The sequence below is a fragment of the Vibrio sinaloensis genome (assembly GCF_000808535.1).
Classification (GTDB): Bacteria; Pseudomonadota; Gammaproteobacteria; order Enterobacterales; family Vibrionaceae; genus Vibrio; species Vibrio sinaloensis_D.
Map to the genome: position 1 here is coordinate 33,279 of NZ_JWLV01000045.1, position 15,314 is coordinate 48,592.

14 protein-coding genes are annotated in these 15,314 nt (G+C 47.2%); 11 read left to right on the top strand and 3 right to left on the bottom strand.

Going from position 1 to position 15,314, the window contains the following annotated elements; genetic code table 11:
• Positions 1–155: 155 nt before the first annotated feature.
• The 4 genes from RJ47_RS16630 to RJ47_RS16645 all read left to right on the top strand — a co-directional run bounded on the left by RJ47_RS16630 (position 156) and on the right by RJ47_RS16645 (position 4,598).
• Positions 156–2,288 (top strand): diguanylate cyclase, encoded by a 2,133-nt coding sequence (locus RJ47_RS16630; RefSeq protein WP_039485392.1) that lies wholly within the window; start codon positions 156–158, stop codon positions 2,286–2,288.
• A gap of 148 nt (positions 2,289–2,436) precedes the next feature.
• On the top strand, positions 2,437–2,916 hold the full coding sequence (locus RJ47_RS16635) for an OsmC family protein (protein WP_039485857.1): 480 nt from the start codon (positions 2,437–2,439) through the stop codon (positions 2,914–2,916).
• Complete coding sequence (locus RJ47_RS16640; RefSeq protein WP_039485394.1) at positions 2,913–3,350, top strand: hypothetical protein; 438 nt, start codon at positions 2,913–2,915, stop codon at positions 3,348–3,350. Before RJ47_RS16635 ends, RJ47_RS16640 begins: the two co-directional genes overlap by 4 nt.
• 81 nt (positions 3,351–3,431) lie before the next feature.
• Positions 3,432–4,598, top strand: a complete 1,167-nt coding sequence (locus tag RJ47_RS16645; protein ID WP_039485398.1) for a DEAD/DEAH box helicase — start codon at positions 3,432–3,434, stop codon at positions 4,596–4,598.
• A 38-nt stretch (positions 4,599–4,636) separates the two neighbouring features.
• On the opposite strand, the gene RJ47_RS16650 is transcribed toward RJ47_RS16645, so the two are convergent.
• Together RJ47_RS16650 and RJ47_RS16655 are read right to left on the bottom strand one after the other, a co-directional pair.
• Positions 4,637–5,977: a diguanylate cyclase domain-containing protein gene (locus RJ47_RS16650; protein ID WP_039485400.1), complete on the bottom strand. Its 1,341-nt coding sequence runs from the start codon at positions 5,975–5,977 to the stop codon at positions 4,637–4,639.
• 8 nt (positions 5,978–5,985) lie between these two features.
• Positions 5,986–6,957, bottom strand: coding sequence for an ABC transporter substrate-binding protein (locus RJ47_RS16655; RefSeq protein ID WP_039485402.1), 972 nt, complete (start codon positions 6,955–6,957; stop codon positions 5,986–5,988).
• Between the two features lie 177 nt (positions 6,958–7,134).
• Between RJ47_RS16655 and yqfB the strand changes: the two genes are divergently transcribed.
• From yqfB to katG, 5 genes are all read left to right on the top strand, one after another.
• Positions 7,135–7,458 (top strand): N(4)-acetylcytidine aminohydrolase, encoded by a 324-nt coding sequence (yqfB, locus tag RJ47_RS16660; RefSeq protein WP_039485404.1) that lies wholly within the window; start codon positions 7,135–7,137, stop codon positions 7,456–7,458.
• 131 nt (positions 7,459–7,589) lie between these two features.
• Positions 7,590–8,180, top strand: coding sequence for a TetR/AcrR family transcriptional regulator (locus RJ47_RS16665; RefSeq protein WP_039485860.1), 591 nt, complete (start codon positions 7,590–7,592; stop codon positions 8,178–8,180).
• 75 nt (positions 8,181–8,255) lie between these two features.
• Entirely contained in the window at positions 8,256–9,287 is a 1,032-nt protein-coding gene (locus RJ47_RS16670; protein WP_039485407.1) for an NADP-dependent oxidoreductase, read from the top strand.
• 8 nt (positions 9,288–9,295) lie between these two features.
• Positions 9,296–9,913, top strand: a complete 618-nt coding sequence (locus RJ47_RS16675; RefSeq protein ID WP_039485409.1) for a glutathione S-transferase family protein — start codon at positions 9,296–9,298, stop codon at positions 9,911–9,913.
• Positions 9,914–10,173: 260 nt separating this feature from the next.
• Positions 10,174–12,348: a catalase/peroxidase HPI gene (katG, locus tag RJ47_RS16680; protein ID WP_039485412.1), complete on the top strand. Its 2,175-nt coding sequence runs from the start codon at positions 10,174–10,176 to the stop codon at positions 12,346–12,348.
• A 188-nt stretch (positions 12,349–12,536) separates the two neighbouring features.
• Here the strand turns inward: katG and RJ47_RS16685 are convergent, their stop codons facing one another.
• A complete protein-coding gene (locus tag RJ47_RS16685) occupies positions 12,537–13,421 on the bottom strand; it encodes an NAD(P)-dependent oxidoreductase (protein ID WP_038214145.1) in 885 nt (294 codons plus the stop codon).
• A gap of 215 nt (positions 13,422–13,636) precedes the next feature.
• Between RJ47_RS16685 and RJ47_RS16690 the strand changes: the two genes are divergently transcribed.
• Both RJ47_RS16690 and yghU read left to right on the top strand, forming a co-directional pair.
• A complete protein-coding gene (locus RJ47_RS16690; RefSeq protein WP_005472354.1) occupies positions 13,637–14,281 on the top strand; it encodes an HAD family hydrolase in 645 nt (214 codons plus the stop codon).
• 160 nt (positions 14,282–14,441) lie between these two features.
• Positions 14,442–15,302, top strand: a complete 861-nt coding sequence (yghU, locus tag RJ47_RS16695) for a glutathione-dependent disulfide-bond oxidoreductase (RefSeq protein WP_039485416.1) — start codon at positions 14,442–14,444, stop codon at positions 15,300–15,302.
• The last annotated feature ends 12 nt before the right edge of the window (positions 15,303–15,314 follow it).

Sequence of the window (15,314 nt, forward strand, 5' to 3'; positions counted from 1 at the left end):
CTTGTTGCTTAATGATTAGTAATGGTTTTATAAATAACCCTGATTCATCCTGTGGTTGAGTTGATATTTTTGTTACAAGCACTCATTTGACGCAACCTTTGTTTAAAAACTCATACAGCACGGTATATACTATAGCGCTACTCAAGGGAGGCTCAATGAACAATCAAGCTCGGGATGAAATACAAACCATCTATTCACAATTTCAACGCTATCCCGGTATTGATGGCGCAATCGTCATGGAACAACAGGTATACGCGATCTGTGCGAAATATGACATTGAGTTGCCTCTCGCTCAGTTTCATTTTATTGAAGGATTAAAATGTAACCGAACAGATCGTATTGCAGAAGCAATTGATCACTACCTGAAGTGCCTTGAGCTTGTCACTGGGGAGGATGAAATTCTCGCCCTTCACGCCAACATATTGCTAGCGACCCTTTATACTGAGCAAGAAAATTACTACTCCGCGTATTTGATGTATAAGCGCGTGATCGACAACAGCGAAAAGCTCGATGATAACTACATGTCACTCGCTTACTGCAATGTCAGCAACTTATTACTTCAATTGCAGCAATATGACATGACCGTCGATTTCGCGAGTAAAGCGGTCGCTAGCGCAAGAAAAGTGGCGAACAAGTCGATTGAATCCATTAGCTACCTAAACAAAGCATTGGCCCTTGCGCTTGCAGAGCAAATCCATCAGGCGATCGAGTGTGCCAATCACGCTTTGATGATCGCTTTGCAGATTGATAACCCGCGTACCATCGCCTATGCCTACGGCTACCTTGCGCGTATCCAGTCGATGTCTGATGATTACTCGATAGACGAGGTAAAAAGACACTTTCAACTCGCCAATAAGTACAGTGTTGTTCTCAAAGATAAGTACATTCAAATGGAGAACGACACCTATTACGCGCAATTTCTGGAAAAGCATGACATCGACTCGGAAGCGATCCAGTTGTGTCGACAACTAGAAAAGCTCATCGACCCGACCTGCAACATCAAGTTTCATCTACTCTACTGCCAAGTGGCGATTAATCTGGCGAAAAAACACAATCAAGCTGAACTGGTTTCCCTGCAAGCGACATACATAGAAGCCGCCAACCGCGCGCTCGCAGATACCCGCCAGAAGGAATACGCTTCCATCATCAGTAAAGTGAAGCAAGCCGCAGATGACCAAGAACGTCGTCTACAGCAAAAAATCAAAGAGCACATTGAAGCCATTACAGAAATTGGCCAAGAGTTAGCGACCTGCCAAGACATCTCGGTTCATTTACCCTCTATTTTTAGCAAGATCACCAACATCATTCCGAGCGAAGAGTTCGGTATTGCACTTTATGATGAACAACAAGGCATTCTCGATTATCGCTACTTTTACAACACTAAAGGTCCGATCGAGCGCTTCTATGTCGACTGCAACAAACAAACCAGCATCGGTTCTTATGTGGTCAAAACTAAATCCATGGTCCGCCTAAACAACGCGGATGCCACCAGAGTCAGGGCCGCGATTGGCTTAAGCGTCGATAGTGACAATGCGGCCATTCATCGAAAAGCGGACACTCCTTCGAGTCAATCACTGATGTTTACCCCCATCCTGTTGGGGAACAAAGTGCTGGGTATTATGTCTACGCAGCATACGGAGGCTGGGCAATATCAACCCCACCACTGCCAGCTGTTTGAACAACTCGCCAGTTTTATTGCCATCGCACTCGAAAACCATGTTCAGCGTCATAAGCTGCAACAAGCCAACAACTTGTTAGACAATTTGTCGAAAACCGATCCATTGACCAAGCTATACAATCGCTATCAACTGGATACGATTGCCCCGACGTTGATTCAAAAAGCAATCAATCAAGGCACGCAAATCGCTATCGTGATCATCGATATCGACTTCTATAAAGGCTACAACGATCAGTTTGGTCATCAAGCCGGTGATGAGGCGCTGAAGATCGTCGCTGCCAACATCAGCAACGCGTTTTCAGATACATCCATCGACCATATCTTTCGCTATGGCGGAGATGAGTTTCTGGTGCTGTGCGATGGCCAAACCGACGAGCAGGTCATCCGCAAAATCCATCAGTTGCAAAGCGCTATTTTGTCATTAAAAATTGCGCATCCACGTTCTTATGCCAGTGATTACCTCACGCTCTCGATCGGCGTGTCCAATCATCGTCTTTACAAAGAGCAACCATTAGATTTCAACGACTTGTTCAATGTTGCAGATAGCGCACTCTACACAGCAAAAGAGCAAGGAAGAAATCAGTTCCACTTGAGAAGTGATGATAGTTAACAAAGGGTTAGGTGCAACATTGTGCGAGTTCCTATCCCGGCTGTGAGCCAGCTCTGCCTTTCTGACCGATAGACAAAACTTCTATCGAAGTCCTAGCAATGACGCGTTACCATCAACAGCCACCACATAAGTTTGGAGTATGGTAGCTGTGTCCGATTATTCAGCCACGATTCGCTGGCAGCGTCAGCAAAATGAACCTTTTAGCGACAATCAGTACAGCCGAGGGCATCTGTGGGAGTTCGACGGCGGTGTCAGTGTCCCAGCCTCGTCATCGCCTCATGTGGTTCCGCTCCCCTACTCGGTCGCAGAAAACGTTGACCCAGAAGAAGCCTTCATTGCTGCTATTTCCAGTTGCCATATGCTGACATTTCTCGGGATCGCCGCAAAACAGCGGTATGTTGTGGATTCCTACGTTGATAACGCGATAGGTGCCATGGCCGAAGATGAAAACGGCTATACCTCTGTTACCGAGGTGACACTCTCTCCTACGATTTGTTTTTCCGGCGACAAGAAACCATCCTTTCAGCAAATTGAGAAAATGCATCATTTAGCGCACCGACACTGCTTTATCGCCAACTCGGTCAAAACCGACATTCGATTAAATCTCCCCCACGAGGCAGAGTCATGAAAAACAAAGCGTTATTAGCCACTTTCATCGCTTTCGGCGTGTTCATTTTAGTCGGCCAGCAAGCCAACTTATTCGGCTCAAACAAACCGGAATCTTTCCCTAAATTGCCGGACTCTCCCCAATTTGCGGTTTCAACGCAGCACGATGGCGTCTGGTTAGGGCGCCGTGTCGATGTGACAGGCAACAATATGTGTGAGCGCACCACCATCACAGGCAAGGTTGTCGATGGATTTGCAACGCTGAACCTAACCTACAATGGAACCTCTCTTAAAGGATGGATAAACGCGGACGAAGGCGAGCTCACTCTCTACGCTTCTAACCGCCAATGGGATTACCGCTTCAGTGGAAGTGTTGGAAAAGACAAAATTCAAGGCAAGTGGTTCCTGACTAATGGTCCATGTAAAGGAACCTGGTATCTCGAAAAACAAGTCTAATCACACTCACCAGTTCATGGTACACTCTGCGTCAATTCAGGGGATTTGATTCCTCAAGACTATTAACACAGAGTGTCACCCATGCCGTTCGCAAAACTAGGCCTAAGCCAACCGTTAACTCAAGCCATTCAATCTCTCGGTTACAGCAAACCCACAACCATCCAAAGCAAAGCGATTCCTGTCATTTTACAAGGGGATGACCTTATTGCGGCCGCTCAAACCGGCACGGGAAAAACCGCAAGTTTTGTTTTGCCTATTCTGGAAAAATTGGCGAAGGGTGAAACTCAGCGAAAAAAACGAGTACGTGCGCTAATTCTTACGCCGACTCGCGAACTGGCTCAACAAATTGAACAGAAAGTGCGCGACTACGGTCAGAACTTATCACTTACGTCTCTCGCAATGTATGGTGGCGTGGATGAAAAGCCACAAAAGCAAGCCCTTATCGAGGGTGTCGATATTCTTATCGCAACACCGGGTCGATTGCTCGATATGTACGGTAAGCGCGCGGTTCACTTTGAGGAAATCGAAGTGTTGGTAATGGATGAAGCAGATCGCATGCTCGACATGGGCTTCATCGATGACATCAATAAGATTCTAGATCGTCTGCCAACCGATATTCAGCACCTGTTGTTCTCCGCGACGCTTTCTAACAAAGTACGAGACTTGGCGAAAACCGCCGTGCATGACCCGTTTGAGATTTCGATCGCCGCCAATCAAGCATCAAAAAAGAACATCGAACAATGGCTTATCACTGTTGATAAAGACAAAAAATCGGCTCTACTTAGCCACATGATCAAAGAGAATAACTGGGACCAAGCCCTGATCTTTATCGAAACGAAGCACGGCGCAGCCAAACTGGCATCGCAGTTAGAAAAGCGCGGGATCGAGGCAGAGGCATTCCACAGTGGACGCAGCCAAGCGGTGCGCTCTAAACTGCTGGCTGACTTCAAAGCAGGCAAAATCAAGTACATGATTGCAACCGGTGTCGGCGCTCGTGGTATCGATATCGAAGGGCTCACTCGTGTAATCAACTATGACCTGCCTTTCCCTGCCGATGAATACGTTCACCGCATTGGCCGAACTGGTCGTGCCGACGCGCAAGGCGAAGCAATTTCGTTCGTGTCAAAGGACAACTTTAAAAATCTGTGCATGATTGAAGCACGTTTAGGTCACCTGATTGAACGCCGAGTGATCGAAGGGTTTGAACCACGCAAAGTCGTGCCGATGAACAAAAGACTCAATCAATAGTCCCAATCGAGTAAAGAGGCCAAGTTGGCCTCTTTTCTTTAATCATCGACCACTTTAAGTACATTAGAGGGTTTCTCTTTGGCGAATACGAAGTGGCTGCCTTTGCGCTCTTTCGCGATATACATTGCCTGATCGGCCAATTTCACTAAGTCACGATGATTGTCAGTACAATTCGGGTAGACGGCAATACCGATACTGACGCCAACATAATGGCCTTTATTACCGATGATAATGGGCCGCTCAACTTCGTGAATGATTTGAGTCGCTTTAGCGGAAATGAAAGACTTGTCCGTTAGTAAGTCTAGGCACACAACAAACTCATCCCCGCCGAAACGGCTCACGATATCCGTCTTCCTCGTGACGGTTAAAAGGCGCTCAGAAAGACGAATCAAAACTTCATCACCAATATCATGGCCGTAGGTGTCATTGATCTCTTTAAACTTATCCAAGTCGAGGAAAAGCAACGCTACCAATAGCCCCGTTCTCTCTGCTTTCTCTAGCGCGGTTTGCAAGCGTTTTTCCATCGAGCGTCGATTGAGCAATGCCGTCAAAGAGTCATGCTCTGACAAATATTCGAGCGCATGCGTTTTCTTTTCCAGTTCAAGGGTCTGTTTACTGACCTCGTTCTCCAACTGAGACTTAGTAAACACACTGTGCTCTAACTCTTCATTCATTGCGTTAAACGTTTTTCCCAATGTACTGAACTCATTGTCTAAGTGTTCGCAGTGAATTCGATGGGAAAAACGACGCTTTTTAACACTGTTAATGGCCGTTGAAATCGCGCGTGCGCCAATACGGAAACTTTTAAGCAGCATAAACGCAGCGAAGCTCATACCAACAGAGAACATCACCAGCACAACCGCAAGATAGACCATGGTCTCCTCAATTTTGAGGTTGGTCTGGGAAAGTTCGGTTTCATGTTCGCTTGAAATGTATTCGTACATGTTTTGAATCAACATATTGTAACGCCCCGTCAATACCGCTTGTCGCTGCGCGACGAAATCGCGTCTTGCAGACAGCTGCTTGAGCTCGGCCTGAAACTGCTTGTCTTCCGATAAAAGAGCGGTAAGTTGATTGTTTAGTCGGTTGAGTTTAGTCACTTTACTAACATTGACGTTGGACATGGCCAATCGTTCAGACAATCGTTTTTGCTGCTCAACGAGATTAGAAAAGCTTTTGTCATCTTTATATTCTAAGTAGAGCCATAGTTCACCTTGCAGAGCACTGACTTCCGTCTGGATTTCAAGCAGTTTCATCTGGTTGCGTGTTGCCTCAACGTGTTGGTTGTACAAACTGTACATTGACCACGCGGATATCACTGTCATCAGAATACCAATCCCAAGTAGCGTATACATTTTAGAAGTGATTGATCCTTTCATTGTCACTCCTAATCCACTGTCCCTAGAAGTTGATAGTCAACCAAAGCTCTGACATCGACAGGATCACCTTCAAGAATATTGCGCTCTGACGCCCACCTTGCTTGCAGTTGTAAATTGGATAGCAGGCTGTAGTCGTTGGTGAGCTCAAAAACGTAGTCATTCCAAGCCCAGTTCACTTGCTGAGGCAATATGCCGAGCTCTTGGCTGATAAGATCGATGCTGTCATCTGGATTCGCTTCTATCCATTCAATGGCATCAGACAGCGCTAGCAAGAGCAATCGGTCTTGCTCCTTTCTACCCTCTCCTCTTGCGGATTTAGATAACAGATTAAAGGACAATTGATACACCCCTTCTGTGCCCAAGTTGACCAACGGAGAAGCAGACACGAGCGTCGCTCTATAGCCATACGGCTCCCAAATTGAAATCGCATCAACCTGATACGAGAGCAAAGCCGCAACCAATTCATCTGGCTGAATGTACACCCGCTCTACCTGCAAATCCTGTAGAGCATGGGTAATTAACAAGAGATCAAAGTAGAATTCACTCGAACTGGACTTAACAATGCCCACTTTTTTGCCAGCAAGATCCGACAGTTTGCTAATGTTATTCGCCTCGAGTGCTAAAAGTTTGAGGTCATTACTTGAACGGACAAAACTCGACAAAATCGAGACATTGCTATGATGATAGCGATTAAACAGTGCCACAGTTTCTGAAGCGGTCGCGTAACCTACCTTATCTTCTTGCAGCAAATGAGCGCACTTCACTCCGCCTTTACAAGGCATGATTTCAACATCCAGCCCGTGTTTGGCAAAAAAGCCCTGCTCTTGCGCAATAAAGAACGGCGTACTGAGAGGCGTAAGTGACACAGCAACTTTCACCGAAGTTTCTGCTAACCCATGAGGCGATGGTTGCTCCTCAATCAACCACCAACTACTAGCCGCCAATACCACCAAAAAGGCAACAACTGACACAATCTTCATTCGACGCTCCCTTCGAACTCATTACCCTTAAGGATAGTAAATCAGTTGAATATATCTATTCTCTATATCGGGATAAATTCCATCCCTTTATCACACGGTGCACTTGCGACGTATCTTTTCTCGGTTCGTTCGTAGTATTCTCTGCCACGAAAAATATGAGTATTTGTAGGACCACCCATGACTTACCCAACTAAAATAACGTTTTTCGAGTTTTTGACTCCACTAGTCGCGGCAGGTAACAAGACGATTACCATCAGAGATGAATCGGAAGCCGATTATGTCCCTGGCACCACTGTCGAGGTGTACACACTCGAAACCGATACCAAAGTGTGTGACGTAAAAATCCTCTCGGTAGAGCCTTTACACTTCGACGACATCAACGAGTTTCACGCCGAGCAAGAGTACATTGAACTACCGAAACTGAAACAGCTTATCCGCGAGATCTACCCAAACAACAATCATTTATTCGTTATTCACTTCGAACTGGTTAAACGAACATAGGCAATTCCTATGAAAAGTGACGTTTATCCCCTCAAGCAAAAATAGCAAGATAGGTGCAAATATTGGCGAAGGGATCATTGACGATCAAAATAACACTAGACGACTGGTCTAATTGCTATTATCCTCTCGCCATGAACTCGAAAACACAAGACACTCGCCAACACATTTTGCACGTTGGTTATGAGCTTATCGTCAACAAAGGCTTTACCGCTGTCGGTCTCTCCCAGCTTTTGAAGTCGGCAGATGTCCCTAAAGGCTCGTTTTATCATTACTTCAAATCCAAAGAGCAGTTTGGGGAAGCGTTGATCGAAGAGTATGTGCACACCTATATGTCACGTATTCATCCCGTGCTTAATCAAAATGACGTGAGTGGCTACGACTGCTTGCTCGACTACTTTTCACGTTGGCTCAACGTTGAAAATGGCGTGTGCAACGCAAATAAGTGCCTTATCGTCAAACTGAGCGCTGAAGTGTCTGATCTTTCTGATTCGATGCGCGTTTCGTTAGCAAAAGGCGCTGAGTTAATTATTGGAGCGTTAGCGTCAACCATTCAACGTGGTATCGAGGATGGTTCAATTGATGAAATGAACAGCTCTATGGTGGCTAGACAGCTTTATCAACAGTGGCTGGGGGCAAGTTTGCTCAACAAGCTCATGCAAGATCAAACCAACCTTGAGCTGTGCTTGCTTACAACTCAACAACGTTTACGCTCTAACTCATAGAAATCTCCCGTCACACTGTATGACGGGATTTTTTGAAATAACAACTAGACGACCGGTCTAATAAGGAAAACAGCTATGTCTCAACCTACTAATCGACAAATCGTACTTGCATCTCGCCCGACAGGTGCACCAACTCCAGACAACTTCCGACTAGAAAACAATTCGATTCCTACCGTAAAAGATGGCGAAGTCTTGCTGCGCAGTGTCTACCTCTCTCTTGACCCTTACATGCGCGGCCGAATGAGCGATGCTAAGTCTTACGCCGATCCTGTTGCAATTGGCGAGACCATAGTCGGTGGCACCGTGTGTCAAGTTGTAGAATCCAACCACCCAAATTTTGATAAAGGAGAATGGGTTTTAGGATTCACTGGCTGGCAAGATTACGGCATTTCAGATGGCGAAGGTCTTATTAAAATGGGAATGAACCCAAGCCACCCTTCCTACGCGCTGGGCGTAATGGGAATGCCTGGCTTTACCGCCTATATGGGACTGCTTGATATCGGCCAACCAAAAGAAGGTGATACTCTGGTCGTTGCAGCGGCCACTGGCGCTGTTGGTTCGATGGTTGGCCAAATTGGTAAGCTGAAAGGTTGTCGAGTCATTGGTGTTGCAGGTGGCGAAGAGAAGTGCCGCTACGCGACCGAGCAACTTGGTTTTGATGCGTGTATCGACCACAAAGCGGAAGACTTCGCAGAGCAACTGGCCGCAGCCTGTGACCAAGGTATTGATGTCTACTTCGAAAATGTCGGTGGCAAAGTGTTTGATGCCGTACTTCCGCTACTCAATACTGGTGCTCGCGTTCCACTGTGCGGTCTTATCTCTCAATACAATGCAACTTCGCTTCCTGAAGGTCCAGATCGCATGTCAATGCTGATGGCGCAATTGCTGATTAAACATATCAAGATGCAAGGTTTCATCATCTTTGATGATTATGGTCATCGCTATGGTGAATTTGCCTCTCAAATGACTCAGTGGTTATCAGAGGGCAAAATTCACTACCGTGAGCACTTGGTTGAAGGGCTAGAAAATGCACCAGAAGCCTTCATTGGCCTGCTTGAAGGGAAAAACTTCGGCAAACTTGTCATCAAAACAAACGAACCCGTTTAGGAGCAAGCATGATCATTTTACATCACCTCAATCAATCACGTTCTAAACGCATTATCTGGTTGTTGGAAGAGCTGGGCGTAGAGTACAAAATCGTCCCGTACCGCCGAGACAGTGTGACTTTTCTTGCCCCACCGGAGCTTAAATTGATTCATCCGCTTGGTAAATCGCCAGTGATTGAAGAGCAAGGTCGAGTGATTACAGAGTCTGGCGCGATTACCGAGTACTTAATCAGCAAATACGCGCCTGAGAAATTCGCGCCAAGTCAAGACAGCGAAGAGTACGTGGAATACCTTCAATGGTTACACTTTGCCGAAAGCTCTGCCGCACTCCCTTTGCTACTAAAGACCTTTGTCGCTAAAGATGGAGCGCCAACAAACTTCCTAGCAGATTACGCGGAAGTCGAGTTGCACAAGGTAATGAGCTACGTAGATCAATCGCTTGATGGCAAACGATACCTAGTGGCAGACAAGCTTACGGGCGCTGATTTTATGATGTCATTCATTGTTGAAATCTTAAGTAAGTTTGGATTGGTTGAGCGCTACCCCAACATCGCTCGATACGCTCAGCAACTCGAAAGCCATGACTCATGGCACACTGCTCAAGCACTAGAAGCTCAACATGGCTAAATAATAGCAAGGTGCCGCCGGCGTTAGCGGCACCAATCAAGTGCTTACCCCCTCTCCCAACCAGGCTGTCACGCGTTAACTGCAAACGCATAGAAACCACCTATCAATAACATAGACACAACCAGATTTATCAATCCTGATTCTGCGCCTATTCTGAGTAAAGCAAAACCACAGTGTATTCGTGGTTGTTATTCAGCATTGTTCCGTGGTGAGACCAATAGTGTCAGAGACTGAGCAGTGCAACACACTAGGAGCAAATCATGGAACATAAAAATACTCAATCCGGCGGCCAATGCCCTGTCATGCATGGCGCTGCAACGTCAGCCAACTCTTCCAATGTCGCTTGGTGGCCAAACGCACTCAACCTAGATATCTTGCACCAACACGATCACAAGTCGAACCCAATGGACGCCGACTTTAGCTACCGCGAAGCGCTAAAACAGCTCGATGTTGACGCATTAAAGCACGACCTTAAAGCACTAATGACCGACAGCCAAGATTGGTGGCCAGCGGATTGGGGTCACTATGGCGGCCTTATGATTCGCATGGCGTGGCACTCTGCGGGTTCTTATCGTATTGGCGATGGTCGCGGCGGTGCTGAAACCGGTAACCAACGTTTTGCTCCTCTTAATTCATGGCCAGACAATGCCAACCTTGACAAAGCTCGACGCTTACTTTGGCCTATCAAGCAGAAATACGGCAACAAAATCAGTTGGGCAGACCTTATGATCCTTGCGGGCAACATGGCCTATGAATCAATGGGACTCAAAACCTACGGGTTTGCTTTCGGCCGCGAAGATATTTGGCATCCAGAGAAAGACATTTACTGGGGTTCAGAGCAAGAGTGGCTAGCAGACAGCCAAGCCAAAAACAGCCGCTACTCCGGTGATAGAGATCTAGAAAACCCATTAGCCGCGGTCATGATGGGACTAATCTATGTGAACCCAGAAGGTGTCGATGGCAACCCAGATCCACTTAAAACGGCAGCAGACATGCGAACCACTTTCGCACGTATGGGTATGAACGATGAGGAAACCGTCGCCTTAACCGCAGGCGGTCACACGGTGGGCAAAGCGCACGGCAATGGTGATGCGAGCAAACTGGGTGACGATCCTGAGAGCGCAGACATTCATGAGCAAGGTTTAGGCTGGAACAACCACGAGTCAAGAGGCGTGGGCCGTGACACAGTGACAAGTGGTATTGAAGGTGCTTGGACAACGCATCCAACTCAATGGGACAACGGTTTCTTCCACCTGCTGTTTAGCTATGATTGGTCACTAACTAAAAGTCCTGCTGGTGCATGGCAGTGGCAACCGGACAATATCAAAGAAGAAGATAAACCTGTAGATGTTGAGGATCCATCGATTCGTCATAATCCTATGATGACCGATGCTGATATGGCGCTCAAAATGGATCCTGAGTATCGCAAGATTTCTGAGCGTTTCTACAAGGATCCAGAGTACTTCTCAGAGACGTTTGCTCGCGCTTGGTTCAAGCTGACTCACCGCGATATGGGACCAAAAAGCCGTTACTTTGGCCCAGATGTTCCAGCTGAAGAGCTAATTTGGCAAGACCCGATTCCGGCTGGTCGAGACGATTACGACGTGAATGCAGTTAAGATGAAAATCGCAGCAAGCGGACTTAGCGTCCAAGATTTGGTCGCAACGGCATGGGATAGCGCACGTACCTACCGCAACTCCGATAAGCGTGGTGGTGCTAACGGTGCGCGTATTCGACTCGCCCCACAGAATCAATGGGCAGCCAACGAACCAGAACGTTTAGCGAAAGTGTTGGCCGTACTCGAGAAGATCGCCCAAGACGCGCAAATAAGTGTCGCTGATACCCTAGTTCTGGCGGGTAACCTTGCCATTGAGCAAGCCGCTCTTGCTGCTGGCGTTGAAGTGGAAGTGCCATTTTCACCAGGTCGAGGAGACGCCTCTGCTGAGCAAACTGACGTCGATTCTTTCGCGGTACTTGAGCCTGTTGCTGACGGCTTTAGAAACTGGCAGAAGCAGCACTTTGCCGTCGCGCCAGAAGAGCTGATGCTCGATAAAGCGCAACTTCTAGGATTAACGGCACCTGAGATGACGGTGCTGATCGGCGGCCTTCGCGTACTAGGCGCTAACCATAGTGGATCACAGCACGGTGTGTTTACCCATAACGTCGGCGCGCTAACTAACGATTTCTTCGTGACGTTAACCGACATGCGTTACCGCTGGCAGCCAACTGGACGTAACTCTTACGCCTTGGTTGATCGCGCGACAAATGAGGAAACCTGGACAGCAACACGCGTTGATCTAGTGTTTGGTTCGAACTCTATCTTGCGCGCCTATGCAGAAGTCTACGCTCAAGACGACAACAAAGAGAAGTTCGTTCGCGATTTTGTCTCGGCGTGGGCAAAAGTGATGAATGCCGACCGATTCGATGTGAAGTAACGACAATAGGCGCTTGTTTGAGCCAAGCAAGCGCCTTTAATTTGGCAGACTGTCGCTTTTTGCTCTAGGGTTAATCTATAGCAACAATGAGAAAGGAGGTGCATTGCACCTCCACACTGAGGAGAGTTGGCTATGAATACTTTTGATTTTTTTAAACTATTCGATACCAAAGAACTGTTTATATTCTACTAGTTTGAAGACTGTCCTTTCGCGACAGCTTTCATCAAAACAGACGTATCCATTCGACCCAAGCCCTCTTCTTGTAGGGCTGCGTACTGTTGGTCAACTTTGCGCGTCAGTGGTAAATCCAACCCAACGCGCTCTGCTTCTTTTAGGCAGAATCCTAAATCTTTGCGCATCCAGTCGATCGCGAAGCCAAAATCAAACTTATCTTGTGACATTGTCACGGCGCGATTTTCCATCTGCCATGATCCTGCTGCACCATGTTTAAGCGTTTCGACCACTTGTTCAATATCTAAGCCTGATTTTTGTGCCAACAGCAACGCTTCACTCAACCCTTGTAAAATACCGCCAATACAGATTTGGTTGACCATTTTACAGCGTTGCCCCTGTCCGTTTTCCCCAAGTAGGCTGATTTGCTTTGCATAAACGTCCATCACCGGTGAGACACGATCAAACACTTGCTGATCGCCGCCACACATAATGGTTAGCACACCGTTTTCAGCCCCAGCTTGTCCACCAGACACTGGAGCGTCGATAAATTGATGACCGCTATCCTGCGCCGCTTTTGCAAGCTCTACGGCCAGCTCTGCCGATGTCGTGGTGTGATCCACCAGCACAGCACCCGGCTTAAGACCTGCAATAATGCCGTCATCACCGTAAACGACGCTGCGAACGTCATCATCATTACCGACACAAACAAAGACGATGTCGCTACCTTCAGCGGCTTGTTTTGGCGTCTCACACGCTTGGCCATCATATTCGCCTGCCCACTTTTCAGCTTTGGCAAACGTACGGTTGTATACCTTTGTTGAATACCCAGCCTTACTTAAATAACCCGCCATTGGGTATCCCATCACGCCCAACCCAATAAAAGCGACTGCTTTCTCCATGACTTCCTCTCCTGGTTATTCGTTTTTTGTTACGCCAGTGTACTAAACAACATCTATCAAATTAACTACTTATCGCTAAGTCCCTGATACTCTATAGGAACCTCTTATCATTCAATCCTCTTTCATAACGATTGAACGCCATAAATCGGCTTTTCCAGCAAAACAAAATATGCCACACTCGACCATCAATTTGTTAGTTTGTAGTAAGTAATCCCATGAAATTTCAAGCCGCTATCTTCGATATGGATGGTCTCCTGCTCGATACAGAGCGTGTCTGTATGCGTGTATTCAAACAAGCATGCGAGACTTTACAACTGCCGTTTCACGAAGCCGTCTACCTCTCCATTATTGGCCGCAACTCTGCCGGTATCGAGAAGATATTCCGCGATGCGTATGGCGAAGATTACGATGCTCTCCACGCAGAATGGCGAGTAAACTACGATGCCATTGTTAAACATCAGGCCATTCCAGTTAAAGATGGCGTGATCGAGCTACTCGAATGGTTAAAAGCAAACAATATTCCCGCCGCAGTCGCAACCTCAACTCACAAAGAGGTCGCCGAAGCCAAACTGCGCCTTGCGGGATTGGACAAGTACTTTAAAAGCCTCACTTGTGGCTGTGAAGTGACTCACGGCAAACCCGATCCTGAGATCTATCTTCTTGCCGCCAAGCGTTTAGGTATCGAGGCAAATCAGTGTGTGGCGTTTGAGGATTCAAACAATGGCGTTCGCAGCGCGGTGTCCGCCAATATGACCACGTTTCAGATCCCAGATTTAGTTGAACCATGTGACGAAGTTCGAGCGCTTGGGCACAAAATCGTAAATAGCCTGCACGATGCGTTAGCCGAACTGAAAAAGTAACCCCAAAGGCGCTCCTACAAACTTGAGAGCGCCTTATTATTCTTCCAAACGCTTTTCAATAACTTTCCGATCTATCAGTTTCTCTGTGTCACTCTTTTTATTTGTTGTTTTTAGCCCAATGATAGTGATTGCCGGATATCAATTTGGATAAGGAATAACAATGACAACTCAGTATCAACCACCAAAAGTTTGGACTATGGACGACGAAAGCGGCGGCCAATGGGCCAGTATTAACCGTCCAGACTCTGGAGCCCGTCACGAACAGGCATTGCCTGTGGGCGATAACCCGATTCAACTCTATTCGCTCGCGACTCCTAATGGTCAGAAAGTAACGATCATGCTTGAGGAACTGCTGGCACTTGGCGTGACTCAAGCTGAGTACGACGCTTATATAATCAAGATTGGCGATGGCGATCAGTTTGGTTCCGATTTTGTTTCGATTAACCCAAACTCAAAGATCCCAGCCATGGTGGACCGTTCAGGTGACGAGCCAATTAACGTGTTTGAATCGGGGAACATCTTGCTCTACTTGGCAGAGAAATTTGGTCACTTTTTACCAAAAGAGATCGCTGCAAGAACCCGAGCGCTAAACTGGCTATTTTGGTTACAAGGCTCTGCGCCTTATCTTGGTGGCGGTTTCGGTCACTTCTATGTCTACGCCCCAGAAAAGTTTGAATACCCAATCAACCGCTTCACCATGGAAGCAAAGCGTCAACTGGATGTGCTAGACAAACAGCTCGCTAAAACGCGCTACCTTGCGGGTGACGAATACACCATTGCGGATATTGCAACATGGCCGTGGTACGGAAACGTTGTACTTGGTCATGCCTACGATGCTGTAGAGTTCTTGCAAGCTGAGGGCTACACCAACGTTTTACGCTGGGCAAAAGAGATCGAACAGCGTGAAGCCGTCCAGCGAGGCCGAGTAGTCAACCGTTCGTGGGGTGAAGCATGGGAACAAGTACCGCAACGCAACAGCGCTGCTGACATTGACAAAGTACTTGCCCTAAAACCAGAGTAAAACGAAATAGCG